Source organism: Pseudomonas sp. C6002 (assembly GCF_013385805.1).
Lineage (GTDB): Bacteria > Pseudomonadota > Gammaproteobacteria > Pseudomonadales > Pseudomonadaceae > Aquipseudomonas.
The window spans coordinates 190421-211278 of sequence record NZ_JACAPH010000013.1 but is presented as its reverse complement, the minus strand read 5'-3'; the positions used below and the strand labels follow the sequence as shown (position 1 = coordinate 211278).

The 20858-nt window shown below is 61.3% G+C and carries 20 protein-coding genes; 2 read left to right on the top strand and 18 right to left on the bottom strand.

The features are described 5' to 3' along the window. Positions 1-72: 72 nt before the first annotated feature. The 7 genes from HX817_RS08460 to HX817_RS08430 form a co-directional block, all read right to left on the bottom strand. Positions 73-756, bottom strand: coding sequence for a sulfite exporter TauE/SafE family protein (locus HX817_RS08460; RefSeq protein ID WP_003219035.1), 684 nt, complete (start codon positions 754-756; stop codon positions 73-75). Further along, the gene (gene ccoS, locus HX817_RS08455; protein WP_003219033.1) at positions 749-967 is read right to left on the bottom strand and encodes a cbb3-type cytochrome oxidase assembly protein CcoS; all 219 of its coding nucleotides are present in this window, start codon (positions 965-967) and stop codon (positions 749-751) included. Before ccoS ends, HX817_RS08460 begins: the two co-directional genes overlap by 8 nt. 22 nt (positions 968-989) lie before the next feature. Beyond that, the gene (locus HX817_RS08450) at positions 990-3440 is read right to left on the bottom strand and encodes a heavy metal translocating P-type ATPase (protein ID WP_177040101.1); all 2451 of its coding nucleotides are present in this window, start codon (positions 3438-3440) and stop codon (positions 990-992) included. Positions 3441-3575: 135 nt separating this feature from the next. After that, complete coding sequence (locus HX817_RS08445; protein WP_008437568.1) at positions 3576-4115, bottom strand: FixH family protein; 540 nt, start codon at positions 4113-4115, stop codon at positions 3576-3578. Between the two features lie 14 nt (positions 4116-4129). Then, positions 4130-5545 carry a cytochrome c oxidase accessory protein CcoG gene (gene ccoG, locus HX817_RS08440; protein WP_003219028.1) on the bottom strand — a complete coding sequence of 472 codons (1416 nt, stop codon included), beginning with the start codon at positions 5543-5545 and terminating at the stop codon, positions 4130-4132. A 207-nt stretch (positions 5546-5752) separates the two neighbouring features. Then, positions 5753-6163, bottom strand: coding sequence for a type II toxin-antitoxin system VapC family toxin (locus tag HX817_RS08435; protein ID WP_087694843.1), 411 nt, complete (start codon positions 6161-6163; stop codon positions 5753-5755). Further along, the gene (locus HX817_RS08430; RefSeq protein WP_003219024.1) at positions 6163-6417 is read right to left on the bottom strand and encodes a type II toxin-antitoxin system Phd/YefM family antitoxin; all 255 of its coding nucleotides are present in this window, start codon (positions 6415-6417) and stop codon (positions 6163-6165) included. Before HX817_RS08430 ends, HX817_RS08435 begins: the two co-directional genes overlap by 1 nt. 634 nt (positions 6418-7051) lie before the next feature. Here HX817_RS08430 and HX817_RS08425 point away from each other — a divergent pair. Continuing rightward, positions 7052-7732 carry a hypothetical protein gene (locus HX817_RS08425; protein ID WP_023659084.1) on the top strand — a complete coding sequence of 227 codons (681 nt, stop codon included), beginning with the start codon at positions 7052-7054 and terminating at the stop codon, positions 7730-7732. 93 nt (positions 7733-7825) lie between these two features. Here the strand turns inward: HX817_RS08425 and ccoP (HX817_RS08420) are convergent, their stop codons facing one another. The 8 genes from ccoP (HX817_RS08420) to ccoN (HX817_RS08385) all read right to left on the bottom strand — a co-directional run bounded on the left by ccoP (HX817_RS08420) (position 7826) and on the right by ccoN (HX817_RS08385) (position 14711). Continuing rightward, entirely contained in the window at positions 7826-8803 is a 978-nt protein-coding gene (ccoP, locus tag HX817_RS08420) for a cytochrome-c oxidase, cbb3-type subunit III (protein ID WP_003219020.1), read from the bottom strand. After that, complete coding sequence (locus HX817_RS08415; protein ID WP_008437575.1) at positions 8800-8985, bottom strand: CcoQ/FixQ family Cbb3-type cytochrome c oxidase assembly chaperone; 186 nt, start codon at positions 8983-8985, stop codon at positions 8800-8802. Before HX817_RS08415 ends, ccoP (HX817_RS08420) begins: the two co-directional genes overlap by 4 nt. 5 nt (positions 8986-8990) lie before the next feature. After that, complete coding sequence (gene ccoO, locus HX817_RS08410; protein WP_003193167.1) at positions 8991-9599, bottom strand: cytochrome-c oxidase, cbb3-type subunit II; 609 nt, start codon at positions 9597-9599, stop codon at positions 8991-8993. Next, positions 9599-11041 (bottom strand): cytochrome-c oxidase, cbb3-type subunit I, encoded by a 1443-nt coding sequence (gene ccoN, locus HX817_RS08405; protein ID WP_003219015.1) that lies wholly within the window; start codon positions 11039-11041, stop codon positions 9599-9601. Before ccoN (HX817_RS08405) ends, ccoO (HX817_RS08410) begins: the two co-directional genes overlap by 1 nt. A 472-nt stretch (positions 11042-11513) precedes the next feature. Further along, a complete protein-coding gene (gene ccoP / locus HX817_RS08400; protein WP_003219014.1) occupies positions 11514-12461 on the bottom strand; it encodes a cytochrome-c oxidase, cbb3-type subunit III in 948 nt (315 codons plus the stop codon). Then, positions 12458-12664 (bottom strand): cbb3-type cytochrome c oxidase subunit 3, encoded by a 207-nt coding sequence (locus HX817_RS08395; RefSeq protein WP_177040100.1) that lies wholly within the window; start codon positions 12662-12664, stop codon positions 12458-12460. The genes ccoP (HX817_RS08400) and HX817_RS08395 overlap by 4 nt, the downstream gene beginning before the upstream one ends. Before the next feature lie 3 nt (positions 12665-12667). Next, a complete protein-coding gene (gene ccoO / locus HX817_RS08390) occupies positions 12668-13276 on the bottom strand; it encodes a cytochrome-c oxidase, cbb3-type subunit II (RefSeq protein WP_003219010.1) in 609 nt (202 codons plus the stop codon). Between the two features lie 10 nt (positions 13277-13286). Further along, positions 13287-14711: a cytochrome-c oxidase, cbb3-type subunit I gene (gene ccoN / locus HX817_RS08385; RefSeq protein WP_003219009.1), complete on the bottom strand. Its 1425-nt coding sequence runs from the start codon at positions 14709-14711 to the stop codon at positions 13287-13289. Positions 14712-14790: 79 nt separating this feature from the next. Between ccoN (HX817_RS08385) and HX817_RS08380 the strand changes: the two genes are divergently transcribed. Then, positions 14791-15480, top strand: a complete 690-nt coding sequence (locus HX817_RS08380) for an alpha/beta family hydrolase (protein WP_177040099.1) — start codon at positions 14791-14793, stop codon at positions 15478-15480. A gap of 81 nt (positions 15481-15561) precedes the next feature. Here HX817_RS08380 and HX817_RS08375 read toward each other — a convergent pair whose 3' ends face one another. From HX817_RS08375 to acnA, 3 genes are all read right to left on the bottom strand, one after another. Next, a complete protein-coding gene (locus HX817_RS08375; protein ID WP_003219005.1) occupies positions 15562-17127 on the bottom strand; it encodes a PAS domain-containing methyl-accepting chemotaxis protein in 1566 nt (521 codons plus the stop codon). 85 nt (positions 17128-17212) lie between these two features. Then, the gene (locus HX817_RS08370; protein ID WP_003219003.1) at positions 17213-18004 is read right to left on the bottom strand and encodes a CPBP family intramembrane glutamic endopeptidase; all 792 of its coding nucleotides are present in this window, start codon (positions 18002-18004) and stop codon (positions 17213-17215) included. 111 nt (positions 18005-18115) lie between these two features. Beyond that, positions 18116-20857: an aconitate hydratase AcnA gene (acnA, locus tag HX817_RS08365; RefSeq protein WP_177040098.1), complete on the bottom strand. Its 2742-nt coding sequence runs from the start codon at positions 20855-20857 to the stop codon at positions 18116-18118. Between the last annotated feature and the right edge of the window lies 1 nt (position 20858).

Here is a 20858-nt window from a genome sequence, read left to right as displayed (position 1 = left end):
GAGTCTAGGGGCTGGGTGGGGAAGCCATCTTGATTTGCATCAACGGGGAGCGGCGCTATGCCACATGGCGACCTAGTGGCCCATCAGCCAGTGCTGGTGCGGCCCGGGCAAGGTCCAGATGCCGAACAGCATGACCAGCAGGCCACCGGCCATCCGCACGCTGCGTTTGCGCAATAATGCGGTGACTCGATCAGCGGCTAAGCCCGTGGCCAGCAGTACCGGCCAGGTGCCAAGGCCGAACGCGAGCATCAGCACCGCACTGTCCAGCGCATTGCCCTGGCTGGCCGCCCACAGCAACGTGCTGTAGACCAACCCGCACGGCAACCAGCCCCAGAGCGCACCCAGCAGCAACGCCCGGGGCAGGCTGGACACCGGCAGCAAACGGTTGGCAACCGGCTGGATATGCCGCCACAGGCCGCGCCCGAGGCTTTCGATACGGGTCAGGCCGCTCCACCAGCCGGCCAGGTACAAGCCCATGCAGATCAGCAACAGCCCGGCGAGGATGCGCATGAACATCGCTGCCGGACTGTTGGCCACGGCCCAGCCGGCCAGGCCGATCAGCAAGCCCGCGGTGGCGTAGCTGAGGATGCGCCCCAGGTTGTAGGCCAGCAGCAGGCGAAAGCGCCGACTGCGTTGCTCCTTGGGAATCGCCAGGGTCAGCGCGCCCATCAGGCCGCCACACATACCCAGGCAATGGCCGCCGCCCAGCAGGCCGAGGATCACCGCCGAGACCAGCAGGGGCGCCAGTTCAAGCATGGGGCGGATCTTTCGGCTTGGGCGGTTGTTCAGGGCCGTTGGCTTCATCGACGGCCGCCAGGTGGTTCGGGTCCTGGTCATCGAACAGCACGCTGTGAGCCGGGCCATCGAGGTCGTCGTACTGGCCGCTGTCCACCGCCCAGAAGAAGATGTAAATGGCGATGGCCACGATCAACAGCGCCGCCGGGATCATCACGTAAAGAGCTGGCATCTGCACTCCATGCCCGCGCGGCTCAAGCCGGCAGCGGGCGGGTTACGGGGGCGGGGCTCACGGCTGGCGTGCTCGGCATGCGAGTCAGGCGCAGGGCATTGAGCACCACGGTCAACGAACTGAGGGACATGCCGATCGCCGCCCAGATGGGAGTGATCCAGCCGAGGGCGGCAAACGGCAACATCAGGCCATTGTACAGCCCGGCCCACAGCAGGTTTTCAATGATTACCCGGCGGGTGCGCCGGGCCAGGGTAAAGGCTTGCACCAGGGCGTCGAGGCGGTTCGACAGCAACACCGCGTCGGCGCTGGTCTTGGCCAGGTCGGTGGCCGAGCCCATGGCCACGCTGATATCGGCGGCGGCCAGCACCGGCACATCGTTGACGCCATCGCCGAGCATCAGCACCTTGCGGCCTTCCTTGTGCAACTGTTGCAGCATTTGCAGCTTGTCATCGGGGCGCAGGCCGCCATGGGCTTCGTCGATGCCCAGCTCGGCGGCGACACTGGCAACCATCGGCGAGCTGTCTCCCGACAGCAGCAACGTGCGCCAGCCGCGTGCCTTGCAGGCGGCGAGCAAGGCGGGCGCGTCGCTGCGCAGGCGGTCATCCAGGACAAACCAGGCCAGGGCGCCGCCGGTGTCGCCCAGCAGCAGCCATTGGCCGGCTTCCTTCGGCGAGGCGGGGAGGGCGCAGCCGCTCAGTTCGCAGACAAAACCCGGCTGGCCAATGCGCAACCGGCGGTCACCGACGCGGCCTTCCAGGCCCAGGCCCGGCGTGCTGAGCACTTCATCCGCCGCCAACGGCGCGCGGCCGAATGCGCGGGCGATCGGATGTTCCGAACGTTGCTCCAGCGCCGCCGCAAGGCTCAGGCACTCGTCGCTGCCCAGCAGGCTCAACGGGCGGATCGCGCGCAACGCCAGGCGACCTTCGGTAAGGGTGCCGGTCTTGTCGAAAATCACCGTGTCGATCTGGTTCAGGCCTTCCAGCACGTGACCGCGGGTCAGCAGCAGGCCGAGTTTGTGCAGGGTGCCTGTGGCTGCCGTCAGGGCGGTGGGTGTTGCCAGTGAGAGGGCGCAAGGGCAGGTCGCAACCAGCATCGCCAGGACGATCCAGAACGCCCGTGACGAATCCAGCTCCCACCACACCAGGCCGATGACCGCAGCGGCGACCAACGAGCACAACAGGAACCATTGGGCGGCGCGGTCGGCGATCTCCGCCAGCCGGGGTTTCTCCGCCTGGGCCCGCTCCAGCAGGCGCACGATGGCCGACAGGCGCGTGTCGTGGCCCAGGGCGCGGACTTCGACGGTCAGCGCACCTTCGACGTTGAGGGTGCCGGCAGTGACGGCATCGCCGACCTGGCGTGGTTGCGGCAGGTACTCGCCGGTCAGCAGCGATTCGTCGATGCTCGACTGGCCGTCGAGGATGATGCCGTCTGCCGGCAGCACCGCCCCCGGATGCACCAGTACCCGGTCGCCCAGGGCCAGTTCGCTGAGCAGGATCCGTTCACTTTGCCCGTCGGCACTCATGCGCAGGCACGAGGCTGGCAACAGGTTGACCAACTGCGCGGTGGCTGCCGCCGTACGTTCCCGGGCGCGACGCTCCAGGTAGCGCCCAGCCAGCAGGAACAGGGCAAACATGCCGACTGCATCGAAATACAGTTCGCCGGTGCCGGTGATGGCGGTCCAGATTCCGGCCAGGTAGGCACCGCCAATGGCCAAGGACACCGAAACATCCATGGTCAGGTGGCGGGTGCGCAGGTCGCGCATCGCCCCCTTGAAAAACGGTGCGCAGCTGTAGAACACGATGGGCGTTGTCAGAAACATCGCGACCCAGCGCAGGATCACGTGCAGCTCCGGGCTCAGGTCGATATTGAATTCCGGCCAGGTGGCCATCGTCGCCATCATCGCCTGGAACCACAGCAGCCCGGCCACCCCCAGTTGACGCAGGGCCAGGCGGTTTTCGCTGGCCAGTTGTTCGGCGGCGCGGTCGGCTTGGTACGGGTGGGCGGCGTAGCCGATGTGACGCAATTCGCCGAGCAGTTGGCTCAGGGGCAATTGCCCGTCGGCCCAGCGCACGTGCAGGCGGTGGTTGGACAGGTTCAGGCGTGCCTCGGCCACGGCGGGCAGGCTGCGCAGGTGTTTTTCGATCAGCCAGCCACAGGCGGCGCAACTGATGCCTTCCATCAACAGTGTGGCTTCCGACAGGTCACCGTCGTGGCGCACGAAAGGCTTTTGCACATCGGCACGGTCATACAGCGCCAGCTCGTCCACCAGTTGCACCGGCAGCGCCTCGGGGTTGGCCGAGGCTTCGCTGCGGTGCTGGTAATAGCTTTCCAGGCCACCGGCCACAATCGCCTCGGCCACCGCCTGGCAGCCCGGGCAGCACAGCTCGCGGGGCTCGCCGAGGATCACGGCAGTGAACCGGCTGCCGGGCGGCACGGGCAGGGCGCAGTGGTAGCAAGGGGTCGGGGTGGTCATGGCTCAGTTCCGATGATCGTTCCCACGCTCTGCGTGGGAACGCTTCGCTGGACGCTCCGCGTCCGCTCTTGTGACGCGGAGCGTCACGGGATGCATTCCCACGCAGAGCGTGGGAATGATCAAACAGGTGACGCTCTATTTTTTCAGGTCTTCAGCACCCTGCAGCGGCTCGTCGCCCAGCAGCAAGTCCTTGTCATGGCTGACCTGTTCTTCTTCAAACATACGCCAGGTCCGGTCGCCTTCCACCCCCAGCAGCTCGACGAAGCGGCGGCCTTCGACCTTGTCGGTCACCTGGCCGATGTAGCGGCCGGGCTCGCTGTCGCTGCGGGTCAGGATGATCTTGCGATCCTTCTCCGGCTGGGTCGGCGAAATCAGGTTCAGCTCCAGGGTGCCGGGCCCGCTGTTGCCGGTCAGGTGCAATTCGACTTCGCCGGTCAACTCGTCCAGGTGCACCTTGGCCCGCAGTTGCAGAGTCTGGGCCAGCAGTTCGCGGTCCAGGGAACGGTTGATGCCTTTGCCGGCCTCGTAATAGTTGTCGTTGACCAGGTTGTCGGGGTTGTTCACCGCGATGGTCACCATGGACAAGGTCAACGTCACCGAGCAGGTCAGGATCCCAATGATGATCCAGGGCCAGAGGTGCTTGTACCAGGGGCTTGCGGCAGTAGCTGCGGGCATTGTTCGGCTCTCTATTAACGGACTTGTGGGCCGATGAATCGGCTCTTGGCTTCAATGTGGACGCTGTCGTCATCGGCATCCCTGAGGATGAATTTCACCTCGTTGGTGCTCGACGGCAGTTGTTCCGGTGCGCTCGACAACTCCACCGGCATGCTGAAGATTTCCCCGGCCGCTACCTTGATCTCGCGCCGGCCTTGCAGCTTGAGGTCTGGCAGGCCTGCGGCGTCAAGCACGTAGGTGTGGTCGCGCTGGTCCTTGTTCATGATCTTCAGGCTGTAGACGTTTTCGATCCGGCCCTCGGCGTTTTCGCGGTACAGCACGCGGTCCTTGCTGACGTCGAAACCCACCAGCGAGCGCACGAAGAAGGCGGCCACCAACAGGCTGATCATCGCCAGCAGCACCAGGGCATAACCGATCAGGCGCGGGCGCAGCTTATGGGTTTTCTGCCCGGACAGGTTGTGCTCGGTGGTGTAGCTGATCAGCCCGCGCGGGTATTCCATCTTGTCCATGATGTTGTCGCAGGCGTCGATGCAGGCCGCGCAGCCGATGCATTCAATCTGCAGGCCGTCACGGATGTCGATGCCGGTAGGGCACACCTGCACGCACATCGTGCAATCGATGCAGTCCCCCAAGCCCTGGGCCTTGTAGTCGATACCTTTTTTGCGCGGCCCACGGACTTCGCCACGGCGCGGGTCGTAGGAAACGATCATCGTGTCCTTGTCGAACATCACGCTCTGGAAACGCGCATACGGGCACATGTAGATGCACACCTGCTCGCGCAGCCAGCCGGCGTTGCCGTAGGTGGCGAGGGTGAAGAAGCCGACCCAGAAATACGACCAGCCATCCGCCTGGCCGGTGAAGAAATCGAACACCAGTTCACGGATCGGCGAGAAGTAGCCGACAAAGGTCATGCCGGTGACGAAGCCGATGATCAGCCACAGGCTGTGCTTGCCGAACTTGCGCAGGAACTTGTTGGCGCTCATCGGCGCCTTGTCCAGCTTGATGCGTTGGTTGCGGTCGCCTTCGGTGACCTTTTCGCACCACATGAAGATCCAGGTCCACACGCTTTGCGGGCAGGTGTAGCCGCACCAGACGCGGCCGGCATACACGGTGATGAAGAACAGGCCAAACGCCGCCACGATCAGGATGCCCGACAGCAGGATGAAATCCTGGGGCCAGAAAGTTGCGCCAAAAATGAAGAATTTACGTTCCGGCAGGTTCCACCAGACTGCCTGGTGGCCACCCCAGTTCAGCCACACGGTGCCGAAGTAGAGCAGGAACAAACCGGCCCCCCCGAGCATCCGCAGATTGCGGAACAAACCGGTGAAGGCACGGGTGTAGATTTTCTCTCGCGATGCGTAGAGATCGACGGTGTTATTCGAATTTTTGGCAGGCGGAGTAACGTCATGTACCGGAATCTGGTTGCTCATCATTGCATCCCACGGCAGTGGAGATTTGCCTCGGCCAGTACGTGCCAGCCGGGGTCAAAATAGGGGTGTTGCAGTGGCCTAATGATACGCCCCTGATACCCTTCGACGGGTGCGACCTTTGGTCGCGTTGGGGGAAATCAATTGATGGTGTACGTGATCTGGGTCAATTGACTTGTGAAGTATGGACGGTTTTCGCAGCCTTACCGGTCATTCGTCCCATGGATTGATCAGCGCGACGCCGCTGGATTGAAAGTCGCCAGTGTTGCGCGTGACCACTGTCAGCCCATGAACCAGCGCGGTTGCAGCGATCAGCGCGTCACTTTCGTTGGCTTGGTCTGGCACATGCAAGCTGGCACAGCGCAGCGCAACTGCTGCATCAATCGGCAGGATTCTGGCATCAAACGCCGGCATGACATGGCGCTTGAGCCATGTGCGCAAAACCTTCCCCTGGGCGGGATCACGCCGCTCCATTCGCAGGACTCCTGTTTCCAGTTCCTTCAAGGTAATGGCTGAAATATACATCCGTGGCGCGATGACACTTTTGGCCCAGGCGACGACCTTGGCATCGGCCTGGGGTTTGCGCAGTTCAGAGATGACGTTGGTGTCGAGTAGATACATCAAGTGAAGTCCACGGGTCGATGAGTGATCACGGCGCGTTCGGTTTCGAACTCGATATCTGCCGCTTCTGGCATCACCAACAGGTCAACGATGTCGGCATTGAGGCCTGTCAGTTTTTGGTAGTCCTCAATGCTTAGCAGTACATGGGCAGGCTTGCCCCGGTCAGTGATAAAAACCGGGCCTTGGCGGGCGGCTTTTTTGGCACCGCTTGTGTCTTGATTGAATTCACGGCTGGAAATGGTGGTGATGGTCATGGGGGCTAACCTCCGTATGGAGTACGAATGTAGTCACGTTACTACCTGCGGTTTTCTTGATCAATCTCAAATGTAGATGCGTTGCTGGCGGTGACGACTTTTTCGACTTGAAAATAAAACGGCCCCGCCAATCTCCACTGGCGGGGCCGTTTTTTTTCACCGCTTTTCCTCACACGGCGTCTGGCGGCTTGTTCCCATGGGACAGTCCGAAACATACGCCGCCAGCAAGTGCACCTTGCCGTTTCCCTTGCGACTTCCTGGTGTTGAGTAAGTAAATCAGGAGAGGTCTACGGGCCGGTGTGGTGGCGTTTTTATAACTGCTTTTTGCGCTGTTAAATAACCTACAACGATTGGTTAGGAAGCTGACGCTTCTGCGATATCAGTTCTTAGGCCCAAACGAGCCTTTGTTTACACAGAATGAAACGTTTGTTGTAGGAACGCTGATCGCGTTATTGCCACGCAGGAAATGCCGACGTTGAGATCAAGTCTGGATCAATGTTCGGCAATGTTTTGTAGCAGCGCGCAGCGTTACCACGATGAAACCTTTGATGAGCAATTGTTGAGCGTTATGCCTAGGCCTCTTGCGCGCCGATAAATTTATTTTGTTTTGACGTTATTCAAATCGAGGAAACCAATGACCATTCAACGTGCTAATGACACGCATAATGTTGGAGCCGTTCCACCATCGGCTTCGACGCTGCCAGTATCCTCTGGCATCAGCGTAGAGCAATTCAGTAGTTGGAATGATTATCGGGTGGCCGACCGTCTACTCAGAAACTTTGATAAGTATGCCGACCCTGCGCAACCAGACTACATCACCCGCGACTCTCTACGACAGGTTGCGTATGCCTCTGCGCAGAGTGGCTACAGCAGTGACGACATGAATTTTGCCCGTTCGCTGCTGGAAAATCCTGTACTCATGGAGAAACTCGATGGGTACGGAAAGCATAAGCACGATGGCAAAATCGATCGTGAAAGTATCATAACCGTGGGTCAGAATATGGGGTTTCCCCTGGCCACGATGAGTGATAAAGAACTGGCGCAAAAGCTCCTGAATGAATATGACACCTATTACCCGGAGCGCGGTTGGGGTGGGATTGATCGCAGGGAGGGTGTGACTTACGCTTCACTGAAGAACATCGCGGATGGGACGCGTCATGATCGCGGCCCAGATGAAGCGATGGTCGCGCGGGAAATCTTGAGTCGTCCTGAGTTAGTGGCACAGTTAGGACTGACGGATTGGTCTAAATCGGCTGATCGGGGGGCGATCAACGCTGCTATTAAAAGAATGGACCAAGTGCATGAAGAACGGTAACGCCTCGTCCTCGGGGTAAGTTGAGTTCCACCAATGCCCCATTACCAAAGCCCCGCGCAGCATTGGCTGCGCGGGGCTTTTTGGTTTTAATGCTTACTGCTCCTCAGCTGCCTTGTCTCCATGGGACAGGCTGTAAACATAGGCCGCCAGCAAGTGCACCTTGTCATTGCCCTGCAACTGCTCCTGCGCAGGCATCTGGCCTTGACGGCCATAACGGATGGTCTGCTGCAGTTGCGCGAAGCTCGAACCGTAGATGAACGCGCCAGGGTGGGTCAGGTCAGGCGCGCCCATGGCGGGTGTACCTTTACCGGCGGGACCGTGGCACGCCACGCAGTTGGCGGCGAAGAGTTTCTCGCCGTTGGCCACGTCTGCCTTCGCGCCTTCCGGCAATTTGCGGCCATCGAGGTTGGTCACCACAAAGCCGGCCACATCGGCCACGCCTTGCTCGCCAATGACTTCGGCCCACGCCGGCATCACCGCGTGGCGGCCCTTCATGATGGTTTCCTTGATGGTGGCCGGGTCGCCGCCCCAGCGCCAGTCGGCGTCGGTCAGGTTGGGGAAGCCGTAGGCACCCTTGGCGTCGGAACCGTGGCACACCGAGCAGTTGGAGGCGAACAGACGGCCACCCATCTTCAAGGCTTGCGGGTCCTTGGCCACTTCTTCGATCGGCATGGCGGCGAACTTGGCGAAGATCGGCCCGAACCGGGCGTCTGACTTGGCCATTTCCTTTTCCCATTCGTGCACGCCGGTCCAGCCGGTCTGGCCATTGGCAAATGGGGTTTGCTTGTCGTTGTCGAGGTAGTTGTAGCCCGGCAGCAGGCCTTTCCAGTTGCCCAGGCCAGGGTACAGCGCCAGGTAACCGAGGGCGAAGATGATGGTGCCGACGAACAGCATGAACCACCATTTGGGCAGCGGGTTGTCGTACTCCTCGATGCCGTCGAACGAGTGGCCGACGGTTTCATCGGTTTGCTCGGCGCGCTGGCCCTTGCGGGTCGACAGCAGCAGCCAGGTCAGGGCGAAAATGGTACCCAGACTGAGGACTGTGACGTACAGACTCCAGAACGTAGTCATTCTTTGTTACTCCTAGACGCTTCCACGACGTGCTTGATGGCTTCGGGATCATCCGCGAAGGGCAGCAACGTCGCGTCTTCAAACTCCGACTTGCGCTTGGGGCTGAACACCCACAAGGCCAGGCCGATAAAGGCCACCATCACGACAACGGTGCCCAGGCCTCGAATCATCCCGATATCCATCCAGATCACCGTTTGCTTTTGATGATGGTGCCAAGGCCTTGCAAGTAGGCCACCAGTGCGTCCATTTCGGTCTTGCCCTTCACGGCCGCTGCCGCACCGGCGATGTCTTCGTCGGTGTAGGGCACGCCCAGGGTGCGCAAGACTTCCATCTTCTTGGCGGTGTCCTTGCCGTCGAGTTTGTTTTCGACCAGGAACGGGTACGCCGGCATTTTCGATTCGGGCACCACGTTGCGCGGGTTGTACAAGTGCGCACGCTGCCAGTCATCGGAGTAACGACCGCCGACCCGGGCCAGGTCCGGGCCGGTACGCTTGGAACCCCACAGGAATGGGTGGTCCCACACGCTTTCACCGGCGACCGAGTAGTGGCCGTAGCGTTCGGTTTCGGCACGGAACGGGCGGATCATCTGCGAGTGGCAGCCGACACAACCGTTGGCGATGTAGACGTCGCGGCCTTCCAGTTCAAGGGCGGTGCGCGGCTTCATGCCTTCCACCGGCTTGTTGGTCACGTCCTGGAAAAACAGCGGAACGATCTGGGTCAGGCCGCCGATACTCACGGCGATGACCATGAAGAAGGCCAGCAGGCCGATATTCTTCTCGACTACTTCATGCTTCATCAGTGAGCTCCCACAACGGCGATCTTGGTAGCGGCTTCGGCTTCTACAGGGTCGGAGGCACGCACGGTGCGCCACACGTTGTAGGCCATGAACAGCATGCCGCTGGCAAAGATCGCACCGCCCAGGGCGCGCACGATGTAACCCGGATGGCTGGCTTGCAGCCCTTCGACGAAGGAGTAGGTGAGGGTGCCGTCATCGTTGATTGCACGCCACATCAGGCCCTGGGTGATGCCGTTGACCCACATCGAGGCGATGTAGAGCACGGTACCGATGGTGGCCAGCCAGAAGTGGGTGTTGATCAGGCTGACGCTGTGCATCTGCGCACGGCCGAACAGTTTCGGGATCATGTGGTACAGCGCGCCGATGGAAATCATCGCTACCCAACCGAGGGCGCCGGCGTGTACGTGGCCGATGGTCCAGTCGGTGTAGTGGGACAGCGAGTTGACCGTCTTGATGGCCATCATCGGGCCTTCGAAGGTCGACATGCCGTAGAACGCCAGGGAGACCACGAGGAACCGCAGGATCGGGTCGGTGCGCAATTTATGCCAGGCGCCCGACAGGGTCATCATGCCGTTGATCATGCCGCCCCAGCTTGGCGCGAGCAGGATGATCGACATCGCCATGCCCAGGGACTGGGCCCAGTCCGGCAATGCGGTGTAGTGCAGGTGGTGCGGACCGGCCCAGATGTACAGGGTGATCAGGGCCCAGAAGTGCACGATGGACAGGCGATAGGAGTAGATCGGACGCTCGGCCTGTTTCGGCACGAAGTAGTACATCATCCCCAGGAAGCCGGTGGTGAGGAAGAAACCTACGGCGTTGTGGCCGTACCACCACTGGATCATTGCGTCCGTCGCACCGGCGTAGGCCGAGTAGGACTTGAAGAAGCTGACCGGCAAGGACGCATGGTTGACGATATGCAGCATCGCCGTCACCAGGATAAATGCCCCGTAGAACCAGTTGCCGACATAGATGTGCTTGGTCTTGCGCTTGACGATGGTGCCGAAGAACACCACTGCGTAGGTCACCCAGACAATCGCCAGCAAAATGGCGATCGGCCATTCCAGCTCGGCGTATTCCTTGGTGGTGGTGTAGCCCAGCGGCAGGGTGACGATCGCGCCCACGATGACCGCTTGCCAACCCCAGAAGGTAAAGGCCGCCAGTGCATCGGAAATCAGTCGCGTTTGGCAGGTTCGCTGCACGACGTAGTAAGAAGTGGCAAACAGTGCACATCCACCGAAGGCGAAAATCACCAGGTTGGTGTGCAACGGGCGCAGGCGTCCAAATGTCGTCCATGGCAGGCCAAAATTCAACTCTGGCCAAACCAGTTGCGAGGCAATGAAAACGCCGAGCCCCATGCCAAGGATCCCCCAGACCACCGTCATGATGGCGAACTGGCGGACTACCTTATAGTTATAAGCAGTCGGACTGATTGCTGTGCTCATTCTAAGGTTCCACGGTTTAGTTTTTTTATAGGGTAAAAATCGGTCGCAAGTATGGAGAAAGCAAGATTCCATTGCAACGCAAGGTGACCTGCATCAATGCGTTCCAAACCAGATTCTGCGCCCTTTCCATGTTTGGCGTAAGGACAAAATTCAGGGTTAAAAGCTGACGACTTGGACAGGATTTTAAACGGGTCGAAGGTACTTGTAACTGAGTGTGTGTAAACAAGCAGCTCGGGTGACGAATGGCCAGTGGCACGACAGCCGGTAGGTACCAGCCTTTGCGCCTGTCATCGAGCAGAAATGTTTCAACCCATCGAGTGCAAGTCGGCCGTCGACCGGCCAATGCCAGTCCACTGTGCAAACAAGCGTAGACCCGAATGGCAGGAGGGGAAAGTCAGCGATCGGAAGGGTGCGACAATGGGTCGCAAAAAAGCCGCGCCTGAATCAGGCGCGGCTTTTGGGTGGTGCAGGATTACTCGGGTTGGCTGTCAGGCGTTGCGCCATCAGCATTGTGGGACAGGCTGTAAACATAGGCGGCCAGCAGGTGCACCTTGTCATTGCCTTGCAGTACTTCCTGCGCAGGCATCTGGCCCTGGCGGCCGTGGCGAATGGTCTGCTGCAACTGCGCCAGGCTGGTGCCGTAGATAAAGCCGCCTGGCTGCGTCAGGTTCGGCGCGCCCATGGCTTCCACGCCATGGCCTTCCGGCCCGTGGCAGGCGACACAGGTGGTGCTGAATGCCACTTGGCCCGCGGCGACATCCGCAGTGCTGTCCGCCGGCAGCGGCAGCCCCGCCAATTCATGGCGCACGTAGGCTGCGACGTTCTTCACACCGTCCTCACCCAGCACTTCACCCCAGGCCGGCATCGCGGCATGACGGCCATTCATGATGGTCATCTTGATTGCATCCGCCGAACCGCCCCAGCGCCAGATGTTGTCTGCCAGGTTCGGGAAGCCGTAGGCGCCCTTGGCGTCCGAGCCATGGCACACCGCGCAGTTGGAGGCGAACAGGCGGCCGCCCATTTTCAGCGCCTGCGGGTCCTTGGCGACTTCTTCCACCGGCATGGCCGCGAATTTGGCGAAGATCGGCCCGAATTTGGCGTCGGCCTTGGCCATCTCCTTGTCCCATTCCTTGGTCTGGGTCCAGCCATCTTCATAGCCCGGCAATACGCCTTTCCAGTTGCCCAGGCCCGGGTAGAGGATCAGGTAGCCGACGGCAAACACCAGGGTGCCGGCGAACAGCATGAACCACCATTGTGGCAGCGGGTTGTCGTACTCCTCGATCCCGTCGAAGGCGTGGCCCATGGTCTGGTCCACGCTGCCCTTGGTCTCGCCCTTGCGGGTGCCGATCAACAGCCATGTCAGGCCGATCAGGCTGCCGAGGGTCAGTACACAGATCCATGTACTCCAGAAGGTAGTCATGGCCGATTGCTCCTTGTTGCAGGCTCTTCTTGAGCGTCGGGGGTTGGCGGTAGCGGTTCATCGGCAAACGGCAGCAGGCACGCCTCGGCGAACTCTGCGTTGCGCCGGGAGTTGAACACCCACAGCGACAGGCCGATGAAGGCGATGGCCACGACCAGCGTGCCAAGCCCGCGGATGGTTCCAGCATCGAAATCAAATCCCATGGCTCACCTCTTGCTCTTGATGGCAGTGCCGAGCACTTGCAGGTACGAAACCAGCGCGTCCATCTCGGTCTTGCCCTTGAGGGAGGCCACGGCACCGGCGATGTCGTCGTCGGTGTACGGCACGCCGAGGGTGCGCATCACCTTGAGCTTGGTCTCGGTGTGGCTGCTGTCGACCGGGGCGGTGACCAGCCATGGGTACGCCGGCATCTTCGATTCCGGTACCACGTTGCGCGGGTTGTACAAGTGCGCGCGGTGCCAGTCGTCCGAGTAGCGCGCGCCGACGCGGGCCAGGTCCGGCCCGGTACGCTTGGAGCCCCACAGGAACGGGTGATCCCACACGCTTTCACCGGCCACCGAGTAGTGGCCATAACGCTCGGTTTCGGCGCGGAACGGGCGGATCATCTGCGAATGGCACTGTACGCAGCCTTCGCGGATATAGATGTCGCGACCTTCCAGTTGCAGCGCGGTGTAGGGCTTCATGCCTTCCACCGGCTTGTTGGTCACATCCTGGAAGAACAGCGGCACGATCTGGGTCAGGCCGCCGATGCTCACGGCGAGCACCATCAGCAGCATCAGCAGGCCGACGTTCTTTTCAATGGTTTCGTGTTTCATCATCGACTCCTCAGGCCATCTGCGCCGCAGCGGCGACTTCGGCGGGTTGTGCCGAACGCACGGTGCGCCAAGTGTTGTAAGCCATCAGGAACATGCCGCTGAGGAAGATCGCCCCGCCCACCAGTCGCACGATGAAGCCTGGGTGGCTGGCCACCAGGGTTTCGACGAAGGAGTAGGTCAAGGTGCCGTCTTCGTTGACCGCACGCCACATCAGGCCCTGGGCGATGCCGTTGACCCACATCGAGGCGATGTAGAGCACGGTGCCGATGGTGGCCAGCCAGAAGTGCGCGTTGATCAGGCCGAGGCTGTACATCTGCTCGCGACCGAAGATTTTCGGGATCATGTGATACAGCGCGCCGATGGAGATCATCGCTACCCAACCCAGCGCCCCGGCGTGTACGTGGCCGATGGTCCAGTCGGTGTAGTGGGAGAGGGCGTTGACCGTCTTGATCGCCATCATCGGCCCTTCAAAGGTCGACATGCCGTAGAAGGCCAGGGAAACCACCAGGAAGCGCAGGATCGGGTCGCTGCGCAACTTATGCCAGGCGCCCGACAGGGTCATCATCCCGTTGATCATCCCGCCCCAGCTCGGTGCCAGCAGTACCAGCGACATCACCATGCCCAGGGACTGTGCCCAGTCCGGCAGCGCGGTGTAGTGCAAGTGGTGCGGGCCGGCCCAGATGTACAGGGTGATCAGTGCCCAGAAGTGCACGATGGACAGGCGATAGGAATACACCGGGCGTTCGGCCTGTTTCGGCACGAAGTAGTACATCATCCCCAGGAAGCCGGCGGTGAGGAAAAAGCCTACCGCGTTATGCCCATACCACCACTGCACCATGGCATCCGTCGCACCGCCGTACAGCGAGTAGGACTTGGTCAGGCTGACCGGAATTTCCAGGTTGTTGACGATATGCAGGATGGCCACGGTGATGATGAACGCACCGAAGAACCAGTTACCGACGTAGATGTGCTTGGTGTTGCGCTTCATCACCGTGCCGAAGAACACGATGGCATAGGCCACCCAGACGATGGTGATCAGGATGTCGATCGGCCATTCCAGCTCGGCGTATTCCTTGGAGCTGGTGTAGCCCAGCGGCAAGGTGATCGCGGCCAGCACAATCACCAGCTGCCAGCCCCAGAAGCAGAACTGCGCGATCTTTGGCGCGAACAATTGGGTCTGGCAGGTGCGTTGCACCGAGTAGAAGGAGCTGGCAAACAGCGCGCAACCGCCAAAGGCAAAGATCACCGCGTTGGTGTGCAGCGGGCGCAAGCGGCCGAAACTGGTCCAGGGCAAATTGAAGTTGAGTTCGGGCCATACCAACTGGGCAGCGAGAAAAACCCCGAGCCCCATGCCGACGATGCCCCACACCACCGTCATAATGGCGAATTGGCGGACCACCTTGTAGTTATAGGCGGTACTTAAAGTAGTGTTCATGGTTCCCCATCCACGGTTCACCCCAAGCAAATGCGGCACTTGGGCTGGAGTTATAGGCAGACTAAAAAGCGAGGCAAGCATGGGCAAAGAGCACAAGGCCAGTATTGACGGGGATCAATGGGCGCAGTGTGTGCGGGAACGCGGCTGGTTGTGGGATGTCGCCACAGGGTCTATCGCGCGTACGCCCACGACGTTGATCCTGGCCCACGGCGCGGGTGCGCCGATGGACTCGGGCTTCATGAACGACATGGCTGCACGCCTTGCCGGGCATGGCGTGAACGTGTTGCGCTTCGAGTTTCCGTACATGGCCCAGCGTCGTGTGGATGGCGGTAAACGTCCGCCGAACCCGGCGCCGAAACTGCTGGAATGCTGGCGTGAGGTGTATGCCGAGGTGCGACGTCATGTCGCTGGGAAACTGGCGGTGGGCGGCAAGTCCATGGGCGGGCGGATGGCCAGTTTACTGGCGGATGAACTGGGCGCGGATGCGCTGGTGTGCCTGGGTTATCCGTTCTATGCGGTGGGCAAGCCGGAGAAACCCCGGACCGAGCATCTGGCCGGGCTGAAGACGTCGACGTTGATTGTGCAGGGCGAGCGGGATGCGCTGGGCAATCGAGCGGCGGTGGAAGGGTATGTGTTGTCGCCGAGTATCGAGGTGATGTGGCTGGTGGCGGGGGATCATGATTTGAAGCCGTTGAAGGCTTCGGGGTTTAGTCATGAGCAGCACCTGGAGGCTGCGGCGGTGAAGGTGGCCGGGTTTCTCGGCGTCTGATAGGGCCCTTTCGCGAGCAAGCCCGCTCCCACATTTGAAATGCATTCCAAATGTGGGAGCGGGCTTGCTCGCGAAAGCGGTTTACCGGTTAAAGCGTTCTACCAGCGAATACTGAGTATTGGCGGTATGCGTCAGCTCTTCACTCAACTGCGCCGAATTCAACGCCTGTTCCGACGTCTGGTCCGCCAGCAGCGCAATGGTGCTGATGTTACGGCTGATCTCTTCCGCCACCGAGCTCTGCTCTTCGGTCGCCGCCGCAATCTGCGCCGTCATATCAGTGATGTGCGCCACCGCCTCGCTGATCCCGATCAGCGCCTGATCCGCTTCCATCACCCGTGCCACACCTTCTTCCGCCTGGCGATGCCCGGCGTCCATGGTTTGTACGGCCGCGCTGGCGGTCTGTTGCAGCTTGGCGATCAGCGCATGAATCTGCCCGGTGGACTCGCTGGTGCGCTGGGCCAGTTGCCGCACTTCGTCGGCCACCACCGCAAAGCCGCGACCCATCTCCCCGGCACGGGCCGCTTCGATGGCCGCGTTCAGCGCCAGCAGGTTGGTCTGGTCGGCGATGCCTTTGATCACATCCACCACGCCACCGATTTCGTCACTGTCCTTGGCCAGTTGGGTCACGGTCACGCCGGTCTCGCCCACGGCCACCGACAGGCGCTGAATCGCCTCGCGGGTTTCGCCGGCGATATCACGGCCACGCCCGGTCAGGCGATTGGCTTCCTGGGTGGCATCGGCGGTGCGTTGCACATGGCTGGCGACTTCCTGAGTCGTCGCGGCCATCTGGTTGACCGCGGTGGCCACCTGTTCGGTTTCCACGCGCTGGCGTTCAAGACCGCTGGAGCTGTTATGCGCCAGGGTATTGGACTGCGCCGCCTGGGAGTTGAGGTGTTCAGCCGTGTCCTGCAAACGGGTAAGGCACGTCTTCAGGCGCGCCTCCTGGCTGAGGATCGACATTTCCAGGCGCGCCTGGGCGCCGCGGCTGTCGGTGTACATCTGCGCGATCAGCGGGTCTGAGGTGGTCTGTTCGGCCAGGCGCAGCAAGCGCTTGAGCCCGCGTTGTTGCCAGCTCAGGCCCAACAGGCCCAGCGGTACCGACAGCGCCGCTGCCAGGGCAAAGCCCCAGTGGGAATTGAGCCAGACGCCAATCAGGAAGCTCAACTGGCTGACCAGGATAAACGGCAGCCAGTCCTGCAACACCGGCAGCCACTTGTCGCGGCGCGGGATGGCCGGCTTGCCCTGGTTGATGCGCTGGTAAAGCGCTTCGGCACGGCGGATCTGCTCGGCGGTGGGCTTGACCCGCACCGACTCGTAGCCGATCACCTGGTTGCCGTCGAAGACCGGTGTCACATAGGCGTTTACCCAATAGTGATCACCGCTCTTGCAGCGGTTCTTGACGATGCCCATCCATGGCAAGCCTTGTTTGAGCGTGGACCACATGTGTGCGAACACTGCCGCCGGCACATCCGGATGACGAACCAGGTTGTGCGGGGCACGCAGCAGTTCGTCATGGGAAAACCCACTGATCTCGACGAAGGCGTCGTTGCAGTAGGTGATCACGCCTTTGGCATCCGTGGTGGAGATCAACCGTTGCTGAGCGGGGAAGGTACGTTCGCGCTGGGTAACGGGTTGGTTATTACGCATGATTGTTCAATCCGCAAGGCTTTGACAGGTTGTCGACCGTCGCGGGGTTTTATTTAACTTATTTTTTGCAACAATCGGCGCAGCCTCAGCCCGCCAGCATCGGATAGGTAAACAACCCGAAATGCAGCAGGTTCAGCCCGAAGTGCGTAACGATCGCCGCGCCCAATCCGCCAAAGCGATACGCCAGGCCGTAGCCCAGGCCTGCGATGGTCGCTAGCAGGGTCCACTGCCAGCCTGCGCCCAGGTGTACCAGGCCGAACAACAGGGCGGCCAACAGCAATGCGAGGTTTTCACCATAGGGCAATTGCTTGAACCGTCGGCTCAGGCCGCCCTGGATATAACCGCGGAACAGCGCTTCCTCCACCAGGGTCACCAGCAGCAGGTTATTCAACACCCACAGCCAGGCCTGCTCCGGCCACTTCGGGGCCCAACTGATGACGCCCAGCAACGCAGCGCCGCCCAGGGCGGCAATCGCCGTCAGTGTCAATGCCAGGGCGGTGGCGTAGATCGACAGGCGCAGGGACCGGCGCGCAACAATCCACGGGCAGGCCAGCAGCAGCCAGAAGCCAATCAGCGGTTTGTCCTGGTTCAGGTACATCGAGAAAGGCACGGCGTCGTCCGTAAAGCGCTGCGGGGCGATCCCGCGACCGTTGTAGAACCCCGGCAGCCAATGCATCGCCAGCCCCAGCGCCAGCACGATAAACAGCCCGTGGCCCAGATAGCGTACCCACGGGTTTCGCTGTTGCCGCACGGCAAACCCGGCCAACAGCAGCATGGCGACGGAAAGCGCCGCCATCAACCCCAATTGCCCGTAGCTCAAGGCAAGTACATAGCCGATGGAAAGAAGCGCCAGGTACAGCCATGGCAATGCAAGCATGGGGAATCCTTGTGACAGTCAAAATCTGAGGGCGGCAGTATACCGAGCGTCACCGACGGTAAAAATGAAAACACCGCCAGGGAAGGCGGTGTTTTGGGTAGCGCGTGTCAGTTACGAGGCAATCAACTGCCGCAACACGTAGTGCAGGATCCCGCCGGCCTTGAAGTACTCGACCTCATTGAGGGTGTCGATGCGGCACAGCACTTCGACCTTCTCGCTGCTGCCATCCTCACGGGTGATCACCAGCGTCAGGTTCATGCGTGGCTCGATCTCGGCGTTGGTCAGCCCGAGGATGTCGATCTTCTCCTTGCCGGTCAGCTTGAGTGCCTTGCGGTTCTGGTCCAGCTTGAACTGCAGGGGCAGCACGCCCATGCCCACCAGGTTGGAACGGTGAATCCGCTCGAAACTCTCGGCGATCACCGCCTTGACCCCCAGCAGGTTGGTGCCCTTGGCCGCCCAGTCACGGCTTGAGCCGGTGCCGTATTCCTGGCCGGCGATCACCACCAGCGGGGTGCCCGAGGCCTGGTATTTCATGGCGGCGTCATAGATCGGCATTTTCTCGCCGGTAGGGATGTAGATCGTATTGCCGCCTTCCTCGCCGCCGAGCATTTCGTTGCGGATGCGGATGTTGGCGAAGGTGCCGCGCATCATCACTTCATGGTTGCCGCGGCGCGAGCCGTAGGAGTTGAAGTCCCGCGGTTCGACGCCTTGCTCGCGCAGGTATTTGCCGGCCGGGCTGTCGGTCTTGATGTTGCCGGCAGGGGAGATGTGGTCGGTGGTCACCGAGTCCCCCAGCAATGCCAGCACGTTGGCGCCCTTGACGTCTTCGATCACCGGCAGCGGGCCGCCGATGTCGTCGAAGAACGGTGGGTGCTGGATGTAGGTGGAGTCCTTCTGCCACACGTAGGTTGCGGCCTGCGGCACTTCAATGGCCTGCCACTGTTCATCACCGGCAAACACCTCGGCGTATTCCTTGTGGAACATCCCGGTGCTGACTTGTGCAACGGCGTCGGCGATTTCCTTGCTGCTGGGCCAGATGTCCCGCAGGTACACCGGTTTTCCGTCAGAGCCGGTGCCCAGTGGTTCGCTGCTGATGTCCATGCGCACGGTGCCGGCCAGGGCATAGGCCACCACGAGGGGCGGGGAGGCCAGCCAGTTGGTTTTCACCAGGGGGTGCACCCGGCCTTCGAAGTTACGGTTGCCCGAGAGCACCGAGGCCACGGCCAGGTCGGCTTTCTGGATAGCTTTTTCGATCGGCTCGGGCAGCGGCCCGGAGTTGCCGATACAGGTGGTGCAGCCATAACCCACCAGGTCGAAGCCCAGCTTGTCGAGGTATTGGGTCAAGCCTGCCGCTTTGTAGTAATCAGTCACGACTTTGGAGCCCGGCGCCAGGGAGGTTTTCACCCAGGGCTTGCTCTTCAGTCCTTTCTCCACGGCCTTTTTCGCCACCAGTCCCGCCGCCATCATCACGCTCGGGTTGGAGGTGTTGGTGCAGGAGGTAATGGCCGCGATCACCACCGCGCCGTTTTTCAGGCGATAGGTCTGGCCTTCGAAGTCGTAGTCGGCTTCACCGATCAGGTCGGCGTTGCCCACCGCAACACCGCCGCCGCCTTCGCTTTCCAGGCGGCCTTCTTCCTTGTTGGTGGGCTTGAATTGCAGGTCGAGGAAATCGCTGAAGGCCTGGCCGACGTTAGGCAGCGAGACACGGTCTTGCGGACGTTTCGGCCCGGCCAGGCTGGCTTCGACGCTGGCCATGTCCAGCGCCAGGCTGTCGGTAAAGATCGGCTCCTGACCTGCATTGCGCCACAGGCCCTGGGCCTTGGTGTAGGCCTCCACCAGTTTGACGGTTTCTGCAGGACGGCCCGACAGGCGCAGGTAGTCCAGGGTTACTTCATCCACCGGGAAGAAGCCACAGGTGGCGCCGTACTCCGGGGCCATGTTGGCGATGGTGGCGCGGTCGGCCAGTGGCAGATCTGCCAGGCCGTCGCCATAGAATTCGACAAATTTGCCGACCACGCCCTTTTTACGCAGCATCTGGGTGACGGTCAGCACCAGGTCAGTGGCGGTGATGCCTTCTTTCAGCTTGCCAGTGAGCTTGAAGCCGATCACTTCCGGGATCAGCATCGACACCGGCTGCCCGAGCATCGCGGCTTCCGCTTCGATCCCGCCCACGCCCCAGCCCAATACGCCGAGGCCGTTGATCATGGTGGTGTGGGAGTCGGTGCCGACCAGGGTGTCGGGGAAGGCATAGGTGCGGCCGTCTTCATCCTTGGTCCACACGGTGCGGCCGAGGTATTCCAGGTTGACCTGGTGACAGATGCCGGTGCCCGGTGGCACTACGCTGAAGTTGTCGAAGGCGCTCTGGCCCCAGCGCAGGAAGGCGTAGCGTTCGCCGTTGCGCTGCATTTCGATGTCGACGTTTTCCTGGAAGGCGCCGGTGGTGGCGAACTTGTCGACCATCACCGAGTGGTCGATCACCAGGTCCACCGGTGACAGCGGGTTGATGCGTTGCGGGTCACCGCCGGCCTTGGCCACGGCGGCGCGCATGGCGGCCAGGTCGACCACGGCGGGCACGCCGGTAAAGTCTTGCATCAGCACCCGGGCGGGGCGGTACTGGATCTCGCGGTCGGAGCGGCGCTCCTTGAGCCAGGCGGCAATGGCCTTGAGGTCGGCACCGGTGACGGTCTTTTCGTCTTCCCAGCGCAGCAGGTTTTCCAGCAGCACCTTGAGGGACATCGGCAGCTTGTCCAGATCACCCAGGCTCTTGGCGGCTTCGGGCAGGCTGAAGTAGTGGTAGGTCTTGTCGTCGATCTGTAAGGTTTTAAGGGTTCTCAGACTATCAAGGGATGACATT

What these genes read in the sequence shown, in the direction of transcription:
- HX817_RS08435 (WP_087694843.1), bottom strand. Translation starts at nt 6,163, where the DNA reads ATGTATCTACTCGACACCAACGTCATCTCTGAACTGCGCAAACCCCAG.
- ccoP (WP_003219014.1), bottom strand. Translation starts at nt 12,461, where the DNA reads ATGACTACCTTCTGGAGTACATGGATCTGTGTACTGACCCTCGGCAGC.
- HX817_RS08460 (WP_003219035.1), bottom strand. Translation starts at nt 756, where the DNA reads ATGCTTGAACTGGCGCCCCTGCTGGTCTCGGCGGTGATCCTCGGCCTG.
- acnA (WP_177040098.1), bottom strand. Translation starts at nt 20,857, where the DNA reads ATGTCATCCCTTGATAGTCTGAGAACCCTTAAAACCTTACAGATCGAC.
- HX817_RS08415 (WP_008437575.1), bottom strand. Translation starts at nt 8,985, where the DNA reads ATGGATATCGGGATGATTCGAGGCCTGGGCACCGTTGTCGTGATGGTG.
- ccoP (WP_003219020.1), bottom strand. Translation starts at nt 8,803, where the DNA reads ATGACTACGTTCTGGAGTCTGTACGTCACAGTCCTCAGTCTGGGTACC.
- HX817_RS08395 (WP_177040100.1), bottom strand. Translation starts at nt 12,664, where the DNA reads ATGGGATTTGATTTCGATGCTGGAACCATCCGCGGGCTTGGCACGCTG.
- HX817_RS08450 (WP_177040101.1), bottom strand. Translation starts at nt 3,440, where the DNA reads ATGACCACCCCGACCCCTTGCTACCACTGCGCCCTGCCCGTGCCGCCC.
- HX817_RS08375 (WP_003219005.1), bottom strand. Translation starts at nt 17,127, where the DNA reads ATGCGTAATAACCAACCCGTTACCCAGCGCGAACGTACCTTCCCCGCT.
- HX817_RS08430 (WP_003219024.1), bottom strand. Translation starts at nt 6,417, where the DNA reads ATGACCATCACCACCATTTCCAGCCGTGAATTCAATCAAGACACAAGC.
- ccoO (WP_003193167.1), bottom strand. Translation starts at nt 9,599, where the DNA reads ATGAAGCATGAAGTAGTCGAGAAGAATATCGGCCTGCTGGCCTTCTTC.
- ccoG (WP_003219028.1), bottom strand. Translation starts at nt 5,545, where the DNA reads ATGAGCAACCAGATTCCGGTACATGACGTTACTCCGCCTGCCAAAAAT.
- HX817_RS08380 (WP_177040099.1), top strand. Translation starts at nt 14,791, where the DNA reads ATGGGCAAAGAGCACAAGGCCAGTATTGACGGGGATCAATGGGCGCAG.
- ccoN (WP_003219009.1), bottom strand. Translation starts at nt 14,711, where the DNA reads ATGAACACTACTTTAAGTACCGCCTATAACTACAAGGTGGTCCGCCAA.
- HX817_RS08425 (WP_023659084.1), top strand. Translation starts at nt 7,052, where the DNA reads ATGACCATTCAACGTGCTAATGACACGCATAATGTTGGAGCCGTTCCA.
- HX817_RS08370 (WP_003219003.1), bottom strand. Translation starts at nt 18,004, where the DNA reads ATGCTTGCATTGCCATGGCTGTACCTGGCGCTTCTTTCCATCGGCTAT.
- ccoO (WP_003219010.1), bottom strand. Translation starts at nt 13,276, where the DNA reads ATGAAACACGAAACCATTGAAAAGAACGTCGGCCTGCTGATGCTGCTG.
- ccoS (WP_003219033.1), bottom strand. Translation starts at nt 967, where the DNA reads ATGCCAGCTCTTTACGTGATGATCCCGGCGGCGCTGTTGATCGTGGCC.
- HX817_RS08445 (WP_008437568.1), bottom strand. Translation starts at nt 4,115, where the DNA reads ATGCCCGCAGCTACTGCCGCAAGCCCCTGGTACAAGCACCTCTGGCCC.
- ccoN (WP_003219015.1), bottom strand. Translation starts at nt 11,041, where the DNA reads ATGAGCACAGCAATCAGTCCGACTGCTTATAACTATAAGGTAGTCCGC.